Source organism: Liquorilactobacillus hordei DSM 19519, from assembly GCF_019443985.1.
GTDB classification, from domain to species: Bacteria; Bacillota; Bacilli; order Lactobacillales; family Lactobacillaceae; genus Liquorilactobacillus; species Liquorilactobacillus hordei.
The window spans coordinates 401,676-415,927 of the sequence record NZ_CP049303.1; the positions used below are offsets into that span (position 1 = coordinate 401,676).

Consider the following 14,252-nt stretch of genomic DNA (forward strand, 5'->3'; position numbering starts at 1 on the left):
AAAATTAAGGGAGGAACTACAATGAATTTTTCAAAAAAGACGAGACAAAAAGAAATTGATTTGTTAAAACAGGGGACAGAAAATGATTTATTAGTTATAGGTGGAGGTATCACTGGTGCTGGTGTCGCTTTACAGGCAGCTGCTTCAGGAATAAAAACAGTTTTAGTTGACATGCAAGATTTTGGTGGTGGAACATCATCAAGATCTACCAGATTAGTTCATGGTGGTATTAGGTATTTAAAAACTTTTGATGTACAAGTTGTTTCTGATACAGCTAAGGAAAGAGCAGTTATACAACATATTGCCCCGCATTTAGTGTATCCTGATCCAATGCTTTTGCCAATCTACGATGAACCAGGAACAACATTTACGATGTTTTCTGTCAAAGTTGCAATGGATTTATATGATCATCTAGCAGAAATTAATAAGTCTAAGCAACTCAGAAAGTATGCAAACTATACGTTGACTAAAGATGAAGTTCTTGAGCGAGAGCCACAATTAAATCCAGATAAATTAGTTGGTGCTGGAGTATATTTGGATTATCAAAATAATGATTCACGCCTAGTAATTGAAGCAGTGAAAAAAGCACATGATGAGGGCGGAATTATGTTGAGTCGTGTGAAAGCAGTTAAAATAATACATAATGCAAATAATCAGGTTGTGGGCTGTAGGGTTAAGGACATGTTGACAGGTGAAGAATTTGAAATTAAGGCAAAAATCGTTATTAATGCAAGCGGACCATGGTCAGATTTAGTAAAATCGATTGACAATGCAAATACAGATAGGCCACAAATGAGGCCTACAAAAGGAATTCATCTAGTTGTAGACAGTTCAAAACTGCAAGTCCCTCAGCCAACTTATTTTGGCTCAGGAACAGATGACGGACGAATGATCTTTACAATTCCACGTGAGGGTAAAACATACTTTGGTACTACTGATACTGATTATCATGGCGACCTTGAAGATCCAAGGGTAGAGCTGGAAGATGTTTCTTATCTACTCAAAATAATTAACAAAAAATATCCGACAGCCAACTTAACAATTCATGACGTTGAAGCAAGTTGGGCTGGATTACGACCATTAATTACAACAGAAGATAATACAACTGATGTGGTTTCAGGAGCTAGTCAGTCTGTAAACAACTCTAAGTCTCCTTCGACAGTTTCGAGAGGAAGTTCTTTAGCAGCAGGTGAGGATGGATTGATTACTCTAGCTGGAGGAAAATTAACAGATTACCGCTTAATGGCACAAGCCGCTCTTGAAATGATTGCAAAAAAATTAGAAAATGATTTCAACAAATCAGTAATATTAGCTGACTCTAAGAAACTTATCGTTTCAGGTGGTGATTTTGATTCAGAGAATGTGGAGGAAAGTTTAAATAAATTTGCAGAAATAGGCGAAAGTAAGGGACTGAAATATGAAGAAGCCCTTTCAATCGTCAGAGTTTTTGGATCCAATGCAACTAAAATATTCGATTTATTAAATCAATTTGATAATGTTGAAGGCTTTTCGTGTGCTGAGGCGGCAATGCTTAGATACTCTCTTGATGAAGAAATGGTTCTTGATCCAGTCGACTACTTATTACGTAGAACGTATCATATGTTGTTTAAGGCAGATATGGTCGAGGAAGTGAAGAAAGCAGTACTTAAAAATATGGCTAGTTATTTAGAATGGGATGCTGAAGAACTTACTGTAAGGACTGAAGAATTGAACAAGGCAATCGAAGAATCTGAATTAGCATATCTAAAGTAGTAAGAGAAGAAAACGGTTATGTATGGGAGAACTTTAGGGTATTTGAGTTGAATGTTAGGCATATATAACTAAGCTTTTTGATATAGATGATTTTGAATAAATAAAGAAGTTGGGTCAAAAGGTAACTTTTGGCCCAATTTCTATTCTTATCTACATAAGACAGTGTAGAAAATGTTTCACGTGAAATGAAAGAAAAAAACGAAGTGTAATACCATTTGAGGTACATTTTTCTTTTGTACAAAACAAAGTCTAATTATAAATCTTCGACCACAACATATGTCATATCAAGTGGACCATGAACTCCAACAACAAGAACCATTTCAATATCACCAGAGTTTGAAGGACCAGTGATAAAATTAATATTTGAAGTTTTTAATTTACCTGAGGCAAGTTCAGCCTCATATTTATGCATAGCTTGTCTGCTGCGAGAAAGAATACGACTTTTAGGAATAATGCTAAGGTAATGAGTAGGCAAAAAATGAAATCCCCTTCCTTGCCCAGGAGTAGTAGCGACCGTGATTGTACCGGATTCCGCTAATAAATAGTCGGCAAAGCCAATAGCACCATCTGCAGCATTTGCTTTAGCCAAATTCTCCTTACGAGAACTTTCAGGTGTCCAAAATTCTACAGAATCAACAAGTTGATGTTTCCAATCGGATAAGTTAAAAGTATCCCATTTATTGCAAGTGGGTAATATTAAGTGTTTAATTTTTTTTGAAGCCAGATAGTTATTCAGCAACACTGGAAGTGAGCTACGGCTACTTTTTTTGAAAGTAACGTGGACTGCTTCACTATTTTTTTGCGTAAGTTCAAGCAGCTCATCTTGTGACTTACCAGAAAGGGTTGTTTCTGGTAAGTCGTTAATGGGTACAAAAGGATGGTTTTTTAGTTGATGGCGACGGCGTCCCGCTTTGGTTGCAATCCTATCAAGAAATATTTCACGGTTAGGGTTAGTCATGACGCACACCTTCTCGCTGTTCTTTTTTATGTTTCTTATACCAACTTCTGAAATTTTCAGAAGGCTTTGGTGGTCTTGGGAGATCACGAACATCAGTCCAGCCAGAAGCAAGGGAAGGTGCTTTTTCAATGTGCCCATAGTTGAACATATTATCAACTGAGGTCGCTGTATTCTTGGATAGAGGTGCTGATCCAACGTGGTCACCCTCTAATGCTATTTTGAAGAGGATGGGAGAACTTGTCGCAACTCCGGCTCCCTTCATTAAAACATTATTGAAGCTATGATCCATCTTTAATTCATCCATCATAACTTCGCGATGTTTGATAAGTAATTGATGTAAGGGAATCTTAACAGGACAAGTCTCAGTACAAGCAGCGCAAAGACTTGAGGCAAATGGTAAATCGCCAAATTTTTCATAACCATCTAATACTGGTGATAAGACAGCGCCAATTGGTCCAGGATAAATTGGACCGTACCCATGTCCGCCAATATGACGATAAATGGGGCAAACATTTAAACAAGCACCACAACGAATACATTGTAAGACAGGCTCGAAAGCTGTTCCGAGGGCGTTTGAACGGCCATTATCTAAAATAACAACGTAAAAATCAGTTGGTCCATCACTTTCACCGTCAATTTGTGCACCACTGAATGAACAGTAGCTGGTTAATTTTTGACCAACAGCACTTCTAGAAAGCATGTTATCTAGGACTTCTGCTTCTTTAAGACTGGGTACAATGCGTTCCATACCCATAACTACAATCTGTGTTTTTGGAATAGCCATTGTTAAGTCAGCATTGCCTTCATTTGTTACGAGGTTGATAAGCCCACTGTCAGCAATGGCGAAATTACAACCAGTAATTCCCAAATCTGCTTCCATAAAATATTCACGAAGATACTTACGTGCGAACTTGGCCATTTCTTCTGGATCATTACTACCCGAATAGCCAAGTTTACTAAAGATTTTTTTAATTTGATCACGGTTTTTATGCAACGTAGGAAAAACAATATGTGTTGGTTCATCCCAGTTGTCTTCTTGCAAAATAAACTCTGCAAGATCAGTTTCCATTAAAGAAGTTTCGGGAAGAGACATCAATGCTTTATCAAGATCAATCTCAGTTGTAACCATTGATTTAGATTTTACAATTTTTCGTGCCTTTTTTTCTTTTGCGATTTTCTTAATATAATTTACAGCTTGTTCATCAGTTTGGGCGAAGAAAACATGTCCGCCTCTTTTGTCAACATTATCGCTAAATTCTTCTAAGTAATCTGGCAGGTACTTAATGACATGTTGGCGGATTTGTTCACCTAAATCACGCCATTGTTCCTAATTACCAAGTTCTTTGCGTGCAGCTGTGCGCTTATCCCATTGTGCATCCTGAGCTTTTGCAACCGATTGTTGCATAAAATGATCATTTTCAGATTCTTTAACTCGGGTTAAAAAAGGTTTGTTACTAGTTGATATTGTCATAATGGCCTCCTTCTAAACAGTAGTCGGCTGATTTTTGTAGCGAATTCGACTAACATCTACATTGTTATTAAGTACTTCAGCGATATGCATAATTTTGATGTTTTCATCTCGTCGACTGAAACGACCGCCAATATTCATCAGACAAGATGCATCGGCACTAATTAAAACTTGTGCACCTGTACTGATAATTGAGTCCACTTTTTCATCTACCATCTGTTTTGAGATTTCAGGTTCTTTGACGGAGAACGTTCCCCCAAAGCCGCAACAATTTTGAAGATGAGGAAGTGGAACCATCTTTAGATCCTTGACATTGTCCAATAAAGCAAAAGGAGCAGTTTTTTCACCAAGCAAGCGAGTCATATGACAAGACCGGTGATAAGTTGCAACTGCATCAAGCTGTGCTCCAGTATCAACAAAACCTAAAACATTGTACAAAAATTGCGAGAATTCATAACTTTTATTAGCCAGCTCTTGTGCTTTTTGTGCGTATTTGGGGTCGTCTTTCAAAATGTGAGAATATTCACGTAACATTGCAACACAAGATCCTGCTGGACCAACTATATAATCAGCATCGGTCGACAGTAATGAATCAATTTCATTGTAAAGAACTTTTTTACTCTCTTTGTGGTAACCGCTGTTGTATGTAGGCTGACCACAACAAACTTGGTTGGTAGGTAGAGAAGTTTCACAACCAAGTCTTTCTAACACTTCAACCATTGCTTGTCCAACATTCGGAAAGAGCAAGTCGACGACACATGTCGAAAAAATCGTGACTTTCATAAGACACCTCCAAAAGTTAATATGAACAGTATTGAGAATTATAACCGAGAAAGGGGTTGAAAAAGACAGTACCATTTATTCAAGGTCATTATAGCTCAAACCAAATTAAATTAGAATAATTATAAAGCAAAAAAAATAAAAAAGTAGCGCAATAAAGCATTCCCTTACGGAATAGGGATAAAATACTTTAATAGGCCACTTTGTTATTTTCAGTTATGCTTAATCAGTAGGACTTTCATCCAAGTACGCACTAATCATCCAAATTATTTTTTCAGTATCACTTTTAAATCCATTCAAAATATCTTGAGTAGGGAAATCTTTTTCTTCATCAGTGACTTCTATTCCAATTTGATACTGATCACGTAAATATTTAAACTCAGTCAATAATCTATTCATCAATTCAGGTAAAGTGAATTGACCAAATTCAATTTTTTCATCTGGCAAACCAGTGTTGGAAATGAACTCCTTAACAGTAGCATAAGGGCTTCCTCCCAATGCAATAAGCCTTTCAGCCAGTACATCAAGTTGTTCGCCCAACTGATCTTTATAATCATCCATCAGAGGATGTAGATGGAAGAAGTTTCTACCTCGCATATACCAGTGGGTTTGTTGAATATTATTTTGTAATTGTGTCAAATCAGCTAGTAGCTGGTTTAATTGCAAGTTTGTTCTGGAAGAATCAATCGTTTTTGTCATTCCTGATTACCACCCTTCATTATTTGTGATACACCCTAATTTTATATTGAAACTTATTCACAATCAAGGAAAGAGCATTACTACACTGAACTTAGGTTTATAGCTCCTTTAGAATTAATAAAGTGGGTTATTGAGAATGAATTAAGACATTTAAAAATAACAAATTTAGAAAAGCAAATAAAAAACTGGCAGTCAGTAATGAGCGACCCACCAGATCTATATCTGCTTGCTTGAATACATAAGATTAATTGAAAAATTTTAAGACAGACGATTAATGAAATCAGCAAAGATAACCATCGCGCTGCCAAGAAACTTGATAGTTCCTTCATTGGTAATTTTCAAATCATCATCAAGTAGTTCTGTGACATTACCAATATATAGTTCAGGTTGTTGGATAGTAGGCATGTTGAGAAATACTAATGATTGACGAAGGTGATGGTTAGCACCAAAGCCACTAATTGCACCTGATGAGACGCTCAGAATAATTGCTGGCTTTTTGTCCCAGACACTTGTTCCGTAAGGACGTGAACCAACATCGAGTGCATTTTTTAATGCTCCAGGGACAGAACGGTTAAATTCAGGTGTTGCAAAAATCACTGCATCGACGGTTTTCATTGCCTCACGGAATTCAGTCCAGCTTGCAGGAACCCTATCTTCATCATCTAAGTCCTGATTGTATAAATCAAGCTTACTAATATCAATGTTTTTAACTTCAAATCCCTCAGGCAATTGTGCAGCCATTTGTTTGGCAACAGCTCTAGTAAAAGAACCTTTTCTTAAACTACCAACGATTAGACCAACTGTTTTAGTCATTAAAAATCACTCCTTATTTTTTATGTTCTTGACACAGTAACTATAGAAACATGTGATAAAAAAAGCAACAAATTTTACTTTAATTACCAATAACTATTTTATTGTATTTAAATTTTATTTAATTTGGTTTCTCATGAGATGTATCTATTGGGTAAAAAGGATATATGACGATTCAATATTATTGAAATCAATTAACTGGTGAATGAATTAAGCTTTTGAGTTTTTGTAATTAATTTTTTCAACAGTCGGCAGCTATTTATTACACAAAAAACTCCGTGGTCTTGGGGTTAACCACGGAGAAAGGGAGTAGAGAAAAAACGAATTTTAGTAGTCTATAGCATCTCCGTTTTGGGGGAGCGGGATGTTTTGTATCAAGACTATGGTTATAGTATAGGTTCGAAGTTTGAAAAAACTATGAATAATAGTTAATGAATAATGGTGCTTTTTGTTAAGCTAACGTTAAGATGAAGAAGTTTTTGAGGTACCAGATACATTTCTTGACACTCAAAGTAAGAAATATTAACATTTAAATATACTTACAAAAAATAAGAGAAAAATTTAAAAGGTGGTAATTAAGATGATACACCCAGAAAAAATAATATTTGGTCTGGATTCTTTTGGAGATATTCCACGGGATAGTGAAGGAAAGCTTTTTACACAAGCAGAAGCTATTAGGCAAGTAATCAAGGAAGCCAAAATGGCCGATGAATTAGGGATTGATGTTATAGCATTAGGAGAACATCATCGAGCTGATTATGCTATCTCAAGTCCGGATACGGTTTTGGCTGCAATTGCAGCTATTACGAAAAAAATTACATTGGCCACGGGTGTTACGGTGTTGAGTTCGGATGATCCTGTAAGAGTATATGAACGCTTTGCAACACTTGAAGCAATTTCAAGTGGACGAGCTGAAGCTGTATTAGGTAGGGGATCATTTACAGAATCTTTTCCACTCTTCGGATATGACTTACAAGACTATGATCTTCTTTTTGAGGAAAAACTTAATTTATATTCTAAGTTACTAGATGAAAAACCAGTAACTTGGGAAGGATCAACACGAGCACCACTAAAAAATGCTGATGTTTTTCCAAAAACGGAAAAAGGTAAGATAGCAACAAGAATTGCAGTAGGAGGTTCACCTGAATCTGTTGTAAGAACCGCAAAGTATGGATTTCCATTGACTTTATTATCGGAGGTGCTCCTGCGAGATTCAAAGCATATATTGAGTTATATAAAAAGGCTGCAGCAAAGTTTGGACAACAAACTTATCCAGTTGCAGTTCATTCGCACGGAGTGATTGCAGATACAGATGAAGAGGCTATTGAATTAGGATGGGATCATATCAGGGAAAGTTTCGTGAGGATTGGACAAGATCGTGGTTGGACACCGATGTCTCGAGAACAGTATGAAAGTGAGGTCCGAAATGGTTCATTCTATGTCGGAGCGCCTGACACTGTGGCACGGAGAATTGCTAGAATGCTTAAGACTTTGGATGCAGGAAGGTTTGAACTAGTGTATGGTGCTGGCGAACTTTCTGCAAGTGCTCGGGAACGAACAATAGAGTTGTATGCTACCAAGGTAATTCCAAGAGTGCGCGAGTTGTTAAGTGAGGAATAAAAATGGTGAAAAAAATTGGAATCTTAGGAGCTGGAAAGTTAGGAACAGTATTAGGACAACTTGCCCTAAAGGCCGGATATCAAGTATACATTGCTGGTTCAGGTAGTCCTGAGAAGATTGCATTAACAGTAGAAGTATTATTGCCAGGGGCTGAGGCACTTACTGCAAAAGAAGTTACAGAAAAAACAGATATAATAGCACTAGCTCTTCCATTAGGTAAATACCAAACTCTTTCAGTTGAGCAGTTGGCTGGAAAGTTAGTGATAGATGCAATGAACTATTGGTGGGAGGTAGATGGGCAGCGTGCAGATCTAACTGATGTTAGTAGTTCATCGAGTGAACTAGTTCAAAACTATTTAAAGAAGAGTATTGTGGTAAAAGCTTTTAATCATATGGGGTATCATGACTTATACGATGAAGCAAAGCCTAAAAATCAGGCTGGGCGCAAGGCAATTGCAATAGTTGGCGATAGACAAGAGGCAATACAAAAAGTTGCTACAGTAGTGGATGACTTTGGTTTTGATCCCTTGAACGAAGGAGCTCTTTCACAGGGAATTCGAATGGAGCCTGGAAGTCCGGTTTTTGGTGCAAATTTAAGATATGACGAATTAAAGAAACAGTTAGATATCTTTGAAACAACTAAGAGAGGTAAGGCCGCAAAAAAAGCGGGTAATCATGCTTTAAAATAAAAAAATGTGACATAAGTGAAGTGCTCTATAATAGTTAGACAAAAATCTAATTATTATAGAGCACTTTTTTACCTTTTCAAAGTATAATTTTTTATTTTAGGAGCACAAGATTTTTTAATATTCTCACAAATTGACCAAGATAGGTATTTTAAATTTATCTTTAGTGTAAATTCTCCTGTTTTGAGTGAAAATGTGATATGACCAAGTTGCTGGTGATAGAGAAAAGGTGTGGTAGATATTGAAACTGCTTGAATTTTGTTTAAGGGACAGAGATATTCAGTAAGTGTGAAGAAATGGACAATTTTGATGACTAATAATTCCTGTTTATATTGTGTGATTGCCTGACTTTTGGTTTTCCAAAGAGCGTGGACAACTGATAACAAGGTAAAGAGTAGGATCGCTATACCGAGGAAGAAATTCCAGTTGCTATTCCAAAAAAATAGTGGGATTAATAATGAAAGACTTAAAAAGCAAAAACGACTAAACAAAAAATAGTGTGGTGAACACGGAAATCTCAAGGGTTCTGTCTGAGCAATTATTTCAGCAAATTCGGGTAAAATCTGTGCAAGTTTCTTGGATAACAAGCGACTGTTTATTATTGGAAAGAGGAAAAAAGTAGTATCACTTGTATCTTCTTTGTTTTCACTTTTTTTACCCGATGCTAATAGAAGTTCAACTGTTTTGATGTTCAGAAGTACTTGTAATAAAGAACCTTTTGTGCGAACAGCCTGAATTCGTTCAATTGGAATACTTAAGGTTGTGCGCGTAAAAAAACCACGCTCGATGACGATATGATTGCTCTCGCGATATACTTTAAATTTATAATATTTGAAAATATTTTTTATAATAGATCCTAAGATAGCAAATACGGCAACTATGATTATGAGCGAAGTGATAATTAGTAACCCTCTAGCAATGACTTTATTCAAAAATGGATCTAAGTATTTATTAATAAAACCAGTAAAGTGATAAGAAATTGCAATTAATCCTAAGATCCAAGAAATAATATCAAAGTCTACAAGTGAAAAGACAATGATATCGTTTAAGGAAACAGAATATTGCGACTTAGAATTAGAATGTTGATCAAGTGATTTAATATCCAAATTGAGAGAATCCTTTTCCCCTAGACGAAATCGTTCAAGTAAATCATATGTTGATTGAGGTACGACCTCTAAGATAACACTTTCAACTTTATTACCTGAGCTAGCCGTTTCAACAGTCAGTTTGACAACTTTAAATGGGCGGAACAGAAACCATGTTTCTTGATGAAATGATTGAATTCTCGAAAAAGGAATAATTTGTTCACGTTTAAGGAAGATACCTGATTTAACTGATAAGGTTGTGGAATTGATAGTGTACTTAAACGTAAGCCAACGATATGTATTAAAGATAACTGCTATGGTGATTAAAATACCAAAAATTGAAATACTAAGAAGCCAGTTAGATTTATCATTTGGATTGCGCAGAATATCTAAAATTAAAATAAGTGAGAGAGATAGCGACCAAGAAATACTTTTTTTAATATTACAAGAGGATGGAGACGGTAATAATTAGACATCTTCACGGATCACCTCAACTAACTCCAATATTTGATTACGTAGATCAGCTGCTGTAGCAATGTCTAATCCACTCAAGGAGTGTGTGCTGGCGGCAGTATGAATTGATAGTTCTGTTAAATTTACAAGGCGAAGAATCGGGCCTTGAGAGGTTTCAATGTGTTGGATGCGCACTAGCGGTATATATGTTGTTTTACGGAAGAAAAATCCAGTTTGAATTGCAACCTCTGTTTCATTAATTTCATATCGATGAAATGTATACCTATAAGGAACTAAGAGTAAAGAAGCCAAGGTTACTAATATTACGATAATTGTGAGGACTATTGTAGCTTTATTTATCCAGGTACTGTGCAAAAATATCTTAATAAAAAATTGAGCAACTTGGATAATAATAATTGATATAAGAAAGCTTATTAAATTTTTTATAATCCACACTTTTTTGATGGATGAAGGCATTTTGTTTTTTAGTAAACTATATGTATGCATTAAATGTACCAACTTTCAATGTAGTATCTATAATACTAACAAATTACAATGAAGATCGCAAAATACAAGAAATTATAAACTTTTAAAAAGTAAGTGTTGACAAATAGTTAAGAAGTCACTACAATTATAGTTGTTATAGAAAAGATAACAAATAAAACTATGTCAGGAGAGTTTTCGATGGAACAAAAACTTATTGAATTATTAAAAAATAGACGCTCAATTTATGCTTTAGGAAAAAATGTTAAGGACTCAAAAGAAGAAATTACTAATTTAGTTAAGAAGGCAATTAAGGAATCACCTACTGCTTTTAATAACCAATCAACACGTGCAATTGTCCTTTTTGGAAATGCATCAGACAAGGCTTGGGATTTAGTAGCAGACAGATTAAAGTCTGAAGTACCAACAGAAGAAGCATACGCTAAAACAAAAGAAAAAATTGATTCATTTAAAGCAGGCTTTGGAACAGTATTGTTCTTTACAGATCAAACAACAGTTGATGATAATAAAGCACAATTTGCTTTATATGCTGATAACTTCCAAGATTGGTCAGAACAAGGCCTTGGTGGAGCTCAGCAAAGTGTCTGGGTTGCTTTAGCAGAAAACAAACTGGGAGCAAGCCTACAACATTATAACCCACTTATAGATGATGCTTTCAAAGAAGCATTTAATGTTCCTGAAGGATGGGTTTTACGCGCAGAAATGCCATTTGGTTCGATTGAAGCAACACGTGAGGAAAAAGTATACATGGATGATGAAGAACGTGTCCGTGTAATCGAAAACTAATTTTTCCAAAAATAAGCTAGATTACAGGAAATGTGATATAAGTCGAAAAAAATTGACTTATTAAACAATATTTATACGAAATAAATAGAGTGGGTGGGTCAAAATTTAATTTTTTGTCCCCAAATAAAGCCAAAAAAGAAACCAGATCAAAAATTAATTTTGACCTGGCTTCTTTTTTAGATTGTACGTAAATTACGCTCTATAAATCAGTCGAAATCTGCAACACTAAATAACATAATTCTTTTGAAAATCTGCAACGTAGTCTTTTGGAAGATTAAGTCCATCAAGGAGATAGTCGTCAAAACCTCCAAAGCGTTGGCTTATTAAATCAAATGCATGTTCTAAATAATCGCTTTTAACATTCAATGATACTTCTAGTCCTGCTAGTTTTTTAGGAGTTAGTCGATTTGCGAAAGCATTCAAAATTGTTTTATTGGCTTCTTTGCGATCTTCATTTGTTTGTAGATAATCCCTATAGATTTCATCAGATGTAGCACCTGCTATTTTTAGAATCAGGGCAGCAGCAAAACCAGTACGATCTTTTCCAGCGAAACAATGAAAAATTATTGGCTGAGGATTTTTAACTAATTCCATGAGAAAAGTATGATAACCTGTTTGAGCAGAGTGGCCTAATACAAGTTCAGTGTATGCATCAAACATGTGCGATTCTATGTTATCAGAGATTGTCATATTTTTAAGGCTGGGGTTAGCCTGACCAGCTGTCGACATCAAATTGATGTTTTCGTATGCAATTTTTTCAAATACAGAGTCTGGTCGATTTGCAATTTCCTCTGGTCGTCTGAAGTCGTATATTTTTTTAAGATGTAGTTTATCTTCAAGAAAAGAGCTATCATACGGAGAAATATTGCATAATTCGCCACTTCTAAAAAATGTTTTCTCTTTTAATTGACCATGTGTAACAGGAATACCACCAATATCTCTAATATTTACAATGGTGGTTTTTTTTGTGTAGTCAACAGTCAAATGAATCACTCCCGTGTTATATTAGCTTTAAAGTACAATATTGATTGTACACTAAGGTTGGAGAAAAATGTAAAAAGACGGACAATTATAATAAAAAATGTTTACATTTCGTAAGCTTTGTGAAAAAATATCTATCAACAATAATATATTATTCAAAAAAGTTTTAGGGGTAATGATTTATGAATAAAGAGAGAGAAATGTATGAAAAAATTATACATCTGATAGAAAAGAAGGGGACAAAGTTTACCACAGATGAACTTGCCAGCGAACTTAAGATTAGTAAAAGAACTTTGTATACACTTTTTCCAAATAAAGTAGCAATTATTAATGAAACAATTGACTTTGTATTTTACGAATTCAGAGATAGTTGGGAGGCGGAAGCACTGGAAGGAAAGACATCCCTTTCAGATTTGCTGAAGTGTCAATGGGACAACTTTCCTGATAATTACGATGTGGATAAGTTGATTAAGTTTGCAGTAAAAATCAGAAATGATTATCCAGAACAATGGGCTAAATTAGAAGAAAATATTGACGAGACCAGTGAACTAATATATAAGGTTTTGATTGAAAATGAAGATATCAGAGTATTAACTAGTACAGAGAAAAAAGTATTGCAGATGCTAGTACGGCAGACATTTAGATGTTTGCTTGGAGAAAACTATCTTGAAGAAAATGGACTGAATTTCAAGGAAACAGTAATGTCACTTCTCAGAATGATTTTATTTGGAATACAGTACTAGTTTAATTTTGCAATGCAGCTTTGAGAATATCGTTCACATGAATTGAAACAGTATCATATACAGTCATATCAATATCTTTTTGGCTTAGGATTAATGGAAGTTCGGTACAACCTAGAATTATGCCTTCTAGGTTGTTTTTCGTGTCCATTTCTTTGATTATTTCAAGTAATGTTTGTTTACTTTGGGTAGTCACAATACCAACTTCTAATTCTTCTGATATTATTTGATGAATAATGGCAATTTGTTTTTCAGAAGGGCACACAAGGTTTATGCCAGCGGATTGCATCTTTTTTTGGTAAAATCCGAGTTCCATAGTCATTTTTGTACCAAGCAGTCCAATTCTTTGCTGTCTGTTTTTCTTAATTGCGATTAGAGTTGAATCAACAATACTTATTAAAGGTAGTGGCGAAACTTTGGCCAATTCGTCAAAAATCATATGAGGTGTATTCGCAGTTAGAGCTGCGAAATCCGCACCTGCTTTTTTCAAGTTTTTTAGACTAGCTAAAAGAACCTGTAAGAGTTGTTGCTTATCTTCTAGTTCCTCCAATGTTAGAAGTTCAAAAACATCCAGACTGTCAATTACAATTGGCGGGCAAGAATGCGGCCTCTTTTGCTGAAATTTAATTACTATTTGTTGATAATAATCAATTGTTGAGACTGGACCCATCCCACCAATCAAACCTATTTTTTTCATACACATACTCTCCTTGGAAATTAATCAATTAGTAGTATTATACAACTAATTTTCTAGAATAAAATGTAAAATTGGTATACAAAAAAAGATTGTGAAATTAATAATAAGGTGTTTTACACGATATGTTTGTGATGAAGTGAGCAGCTGGAATACAAACTGTTGCTTAAAGAAAGAAAGCTCAATCTCTTGCAATTTCACATAAATGGTATATCCTGAAATTATAGAAAGCGCTA

The 14,252-nt window shown here is 35.2% G+C and carries 12 protein-coding genes and 3 pseudogenes; 5 read left to right on the top strand and 10 right to left on the bottom strand.

Annotated elements, in window-relative coordinates:
- Positions 1-21: 21 nt before the first annotated feature.
- On the top strand, positions 22-1,752 hold the full coding sequence (locus tag G6O70_RS03140) for an FAD-dependent oxidoreductase (protein ID WP_057869992.1): 1,731 nt from the start codon (positions 22-24) through the stop codon (positions 1,750-1,752).
- Positions 1,753-2,005: 253 nt separating this feature from the next.
- On the opposite strand, the gene G6O70_RS03145 is transcribed toward G6O70_RS03140, so the two are convergent.
- The 5 genes and pseudogenes from G6O70_RS03145 to G6O70_RS03165 form a co-directional block, all read right to left on the bottom strand.
- Entirely contained in the window at positions 2,006-2,710 is a 705-nt protein-coding gene (locus tag G6O70_RS03145) for a LutC/YkgG family protein (protein WP_057869993.1), read from the bottom strand.
- Positions 2,703-4,181 (bottom strand): annotated as a pseudogene (locus G6O70_RS03150) (LutB/LldF family L-lactate oxidation iron-sulfur protein). The gene G6O70_RS03145 and the pseudogene G6O70_RS03150 overlap by 8 nt, the downstream one beginning before the upstream one ends.
- 12 nt (positions 4,182-4,193) lie before the next feature.
- On the bottom strand, positions 4,194-4,961 hold the full coding sequence (locus G6O70_RS03155; protein WP_057869994.1) for a (Fe-S)-binding protein: 768 nt from the start codon (positions 4,959-4,961) through the stop codon (positions 4,194-4,196).
- Between the two features lie 219 nt (positions 4,962-5,180).
- A complete protein-coding gene (locus tag G6O70_RS03160) occupies positions 5,181-5,657 on the bottom strand; it encodes a Dps family protein (RefSeq protein ID WP_057869995.1) in 477 nt (158 codons plus the stop codon).
- Positions 5,658-5,915: 258 nt separating this feature from the next.
- Positions 5,916-6,470 (bottom strand): NADPH-dependent FMN reductase, encoded by a 555-nt coding sequence (locus G6O70_RS03165; protein WP_057869996.1) that lies wholly within the window; start codon positions 6,468-6,470, stop codon positions 5,916-5,918.
- Between the two features lie 577 nt (positions 6,471-7,047).
- On the opposite strand from G6O70_RS03165, the pseudogene G6O70_RS03170 reads away from it, so the two are divergent.
- Both G6O70_RS03170 and G6O70_RS03175 read left to right on the top strand, forming a co-directional pair.
- Positions 7,048-8,087, top strand: a pseudogene (locus G6O70_RS03170) (LLM class flavin-dependent oxidoreductase).
- Between the two features lie 2 nt (positions 8,088-8,089).
- Positions 8,090-8,776: an NADPH-dependent F420 reductase gene (locus G6O70_RS03175; protein ID WP_057869997.1), complete on the top strand. Its 687-nt coding sequence runs from the start codon at positions 8,090-8,092 to the stop codon at positions 8,774-8,776.
- Between the two features lie 68 nt (positions 8,777-8,844).
- Here G6O70_RS03175 and G6O70_RS03180 read toward each other — a convergent pair whose 3' ends face one another.
- The 3 genes and pseudogenes from G6O70_RS03180 to G6O70_RS03185 form a co-directional block, all read right to left on the bottom strand.
- Positions 8,845-9,879: a PH domain-containing protein gene (locus tag G6O70_RS03180; RefSeq protein ID WP_233419172.1), complete on the bottom strand. Its 1,035-nt coding sequence runs from the start codon at positions 9,877-9,879 to the stop codon at positions 8,845-8,847.
- 126 nt (positions 9,880-10,005) lie between these two features.
- Positions 10,006-10,299: pseudogene (locus tag G6O70_RS12355) on the bottom strand (PH domain-containing protein); the annotation flags it as partial.
- Between the two features lie 27 nt (positions 10,300-10,326).
- Positions 10,327-10,818 carry a PH domain-containing protein gene (locus G6O70_RS03185; protein ID WP_057869998.1) on the bottom strand — a complete coding sequence of 164 codons (492 nt, stop codon included), beginning with the start codon at positions 10,816-10,818 and terminating at the stop codon, positions 10,327-10,329.
- A 177-nt stretch (positions 10,819-10,995) separates the two neighbouring features.
- Here G6O70_RS03185 and G6O70_RS03190 point away from each other — a divergent pair, with 177 nt between their 5' ends.
- On the top strand, positions 10,996-11,601 hold the full coding sequence (locus tag G6O70_RS03190) for a nitroreductase family protein (protein WP_057869999.1): 606 nt from the start codon (positions 10,996-10,998) through the stop codon (positions 11,599-11,601).
- A 225-nt stretch (positions 11,602-11,826) separates the two neighbouring features.
- Here G6O70_RS03190 and G6O70_RS03195 read toward each other — a convergent pair whose 3' ends face one another.
- Complete coding sequence (locus G6O70_RS03195) at positions 11,827-12,585, bottom strand: tyrosine-protein phosphatase (RefSeq protein WP_057870000.1); 759 nt, start codon at positions 12,583-12,585, stop codon at positions 11,827-11,829.
- A 179-nt stretch (positions 12,586-12,764) separates the two neighbouring features.
- Between G6O70_RS03195 and G6O70_RS03200 the strand changes: the two genes are divergently transcribed.
- Positions 12,765-13,325, top strand: a complete 561-nt coding sequence (locus tag G6O70_RS03200) for a TetR/AcrR family transcriptional regulator (protein WP_057870001.1) — start codon at positions 12,765-12,767, stop codon at positions 13,323-13,325.
- A gap of 1 nt (position 13,326) precedes the next feature.
- Here the strand turns inward: G6O70_RS03200 and G6O70_RS03205 are convergent, their stop codons facing one another.
- Positions 13,327-14,019 carry an aspartate/glutamate racemase family protein gene (locus G6O70_RS03205; RefSeq protein WP_057870002.1) on the bottom strand — a complete coding sequence of 231 codons (693 nt, stop codon included), beginning with the start codon at positions 14,017-14,019 and terminating at the stop codon, positions 13,327-13,329.
- Positions 14,020-14,252 lie beyond the last annotated feature (233 nt).

Excerpts from the sequence above, each read along its gene's own strand:
- G6O70_RS03140 (WP_057869992.1), top strand. The coding sequence starts at position 22 with ATGAATTTTTCAAAAAAGACGAGACAAAAAGAAATTGATTTGTTAAAA.
- G6O70_RS03145 (WP_057869993.1), bottom strand. The coding sequence starts at position 2,710 with ATGACTAACCCTAACCGTGAAATATTTCTTGATAGGATTGCAACCAAA.
- G6O70_RS03155 (WP_057869994.1), bottom strand. The coding sequence starts at position 4,961 with ATGAAAGTCACGATTTTTTCGACATGTGTCGTCGACTTGCTCTTTCCG.
- G6O70_RS03160 (WP_057869995.1), bottom strand. The coding sequence starts at position 5,657 with ATGACAAAAACGATTGATTCTTCCAGAACAAACTTGCAATTAAACCAG.
- G6O70_RS03165 (WP_057869996.1), bottom strand. The coding sequence starts at position 6,470 with ATGACTAAAACAGTTGGTCTAATCGTTGGTAGTTTAAGAAAAGGTTCT.
- G6O70_RS03175 (WP_057869997.1), top strand. The coding sequence starts at position 8,090 with ATGGTGAAAAAAATTGGAATCTTAGGAGCTGGAAAGTTAGGAACAGTA.
- G6O70_RS03185 (WP_057869998.1), bottom strand. The coding sequence starts at position 10,818 with ATGCATACATATAGTTTACTAAAAAACAAAATGCCTTCATCCATCAAA.
- G6O70_RS03190 (WP_057869999.1), top strand. The coding sequence starts at position 10,996 with ATGGAACAAAAACTTATTGAATTATTAAAAAATAGACGCTCAATTTAT.
- G6O70_RS03200 (WP_057870001.1), top strand. The coding sequence starts at position 12,765 with ATGAATAAAGAGAGAGAAATGTATGAAAAAATTATACATCTGATAGAA.
- G6O70_RS03205 (WP_057870002.1), bottom strand. The coding sequence starts at position 14,019 with ATGAAAAAAATAGGTTTGATTGGTGGGATGGGTCCAGTCTCAACAATT.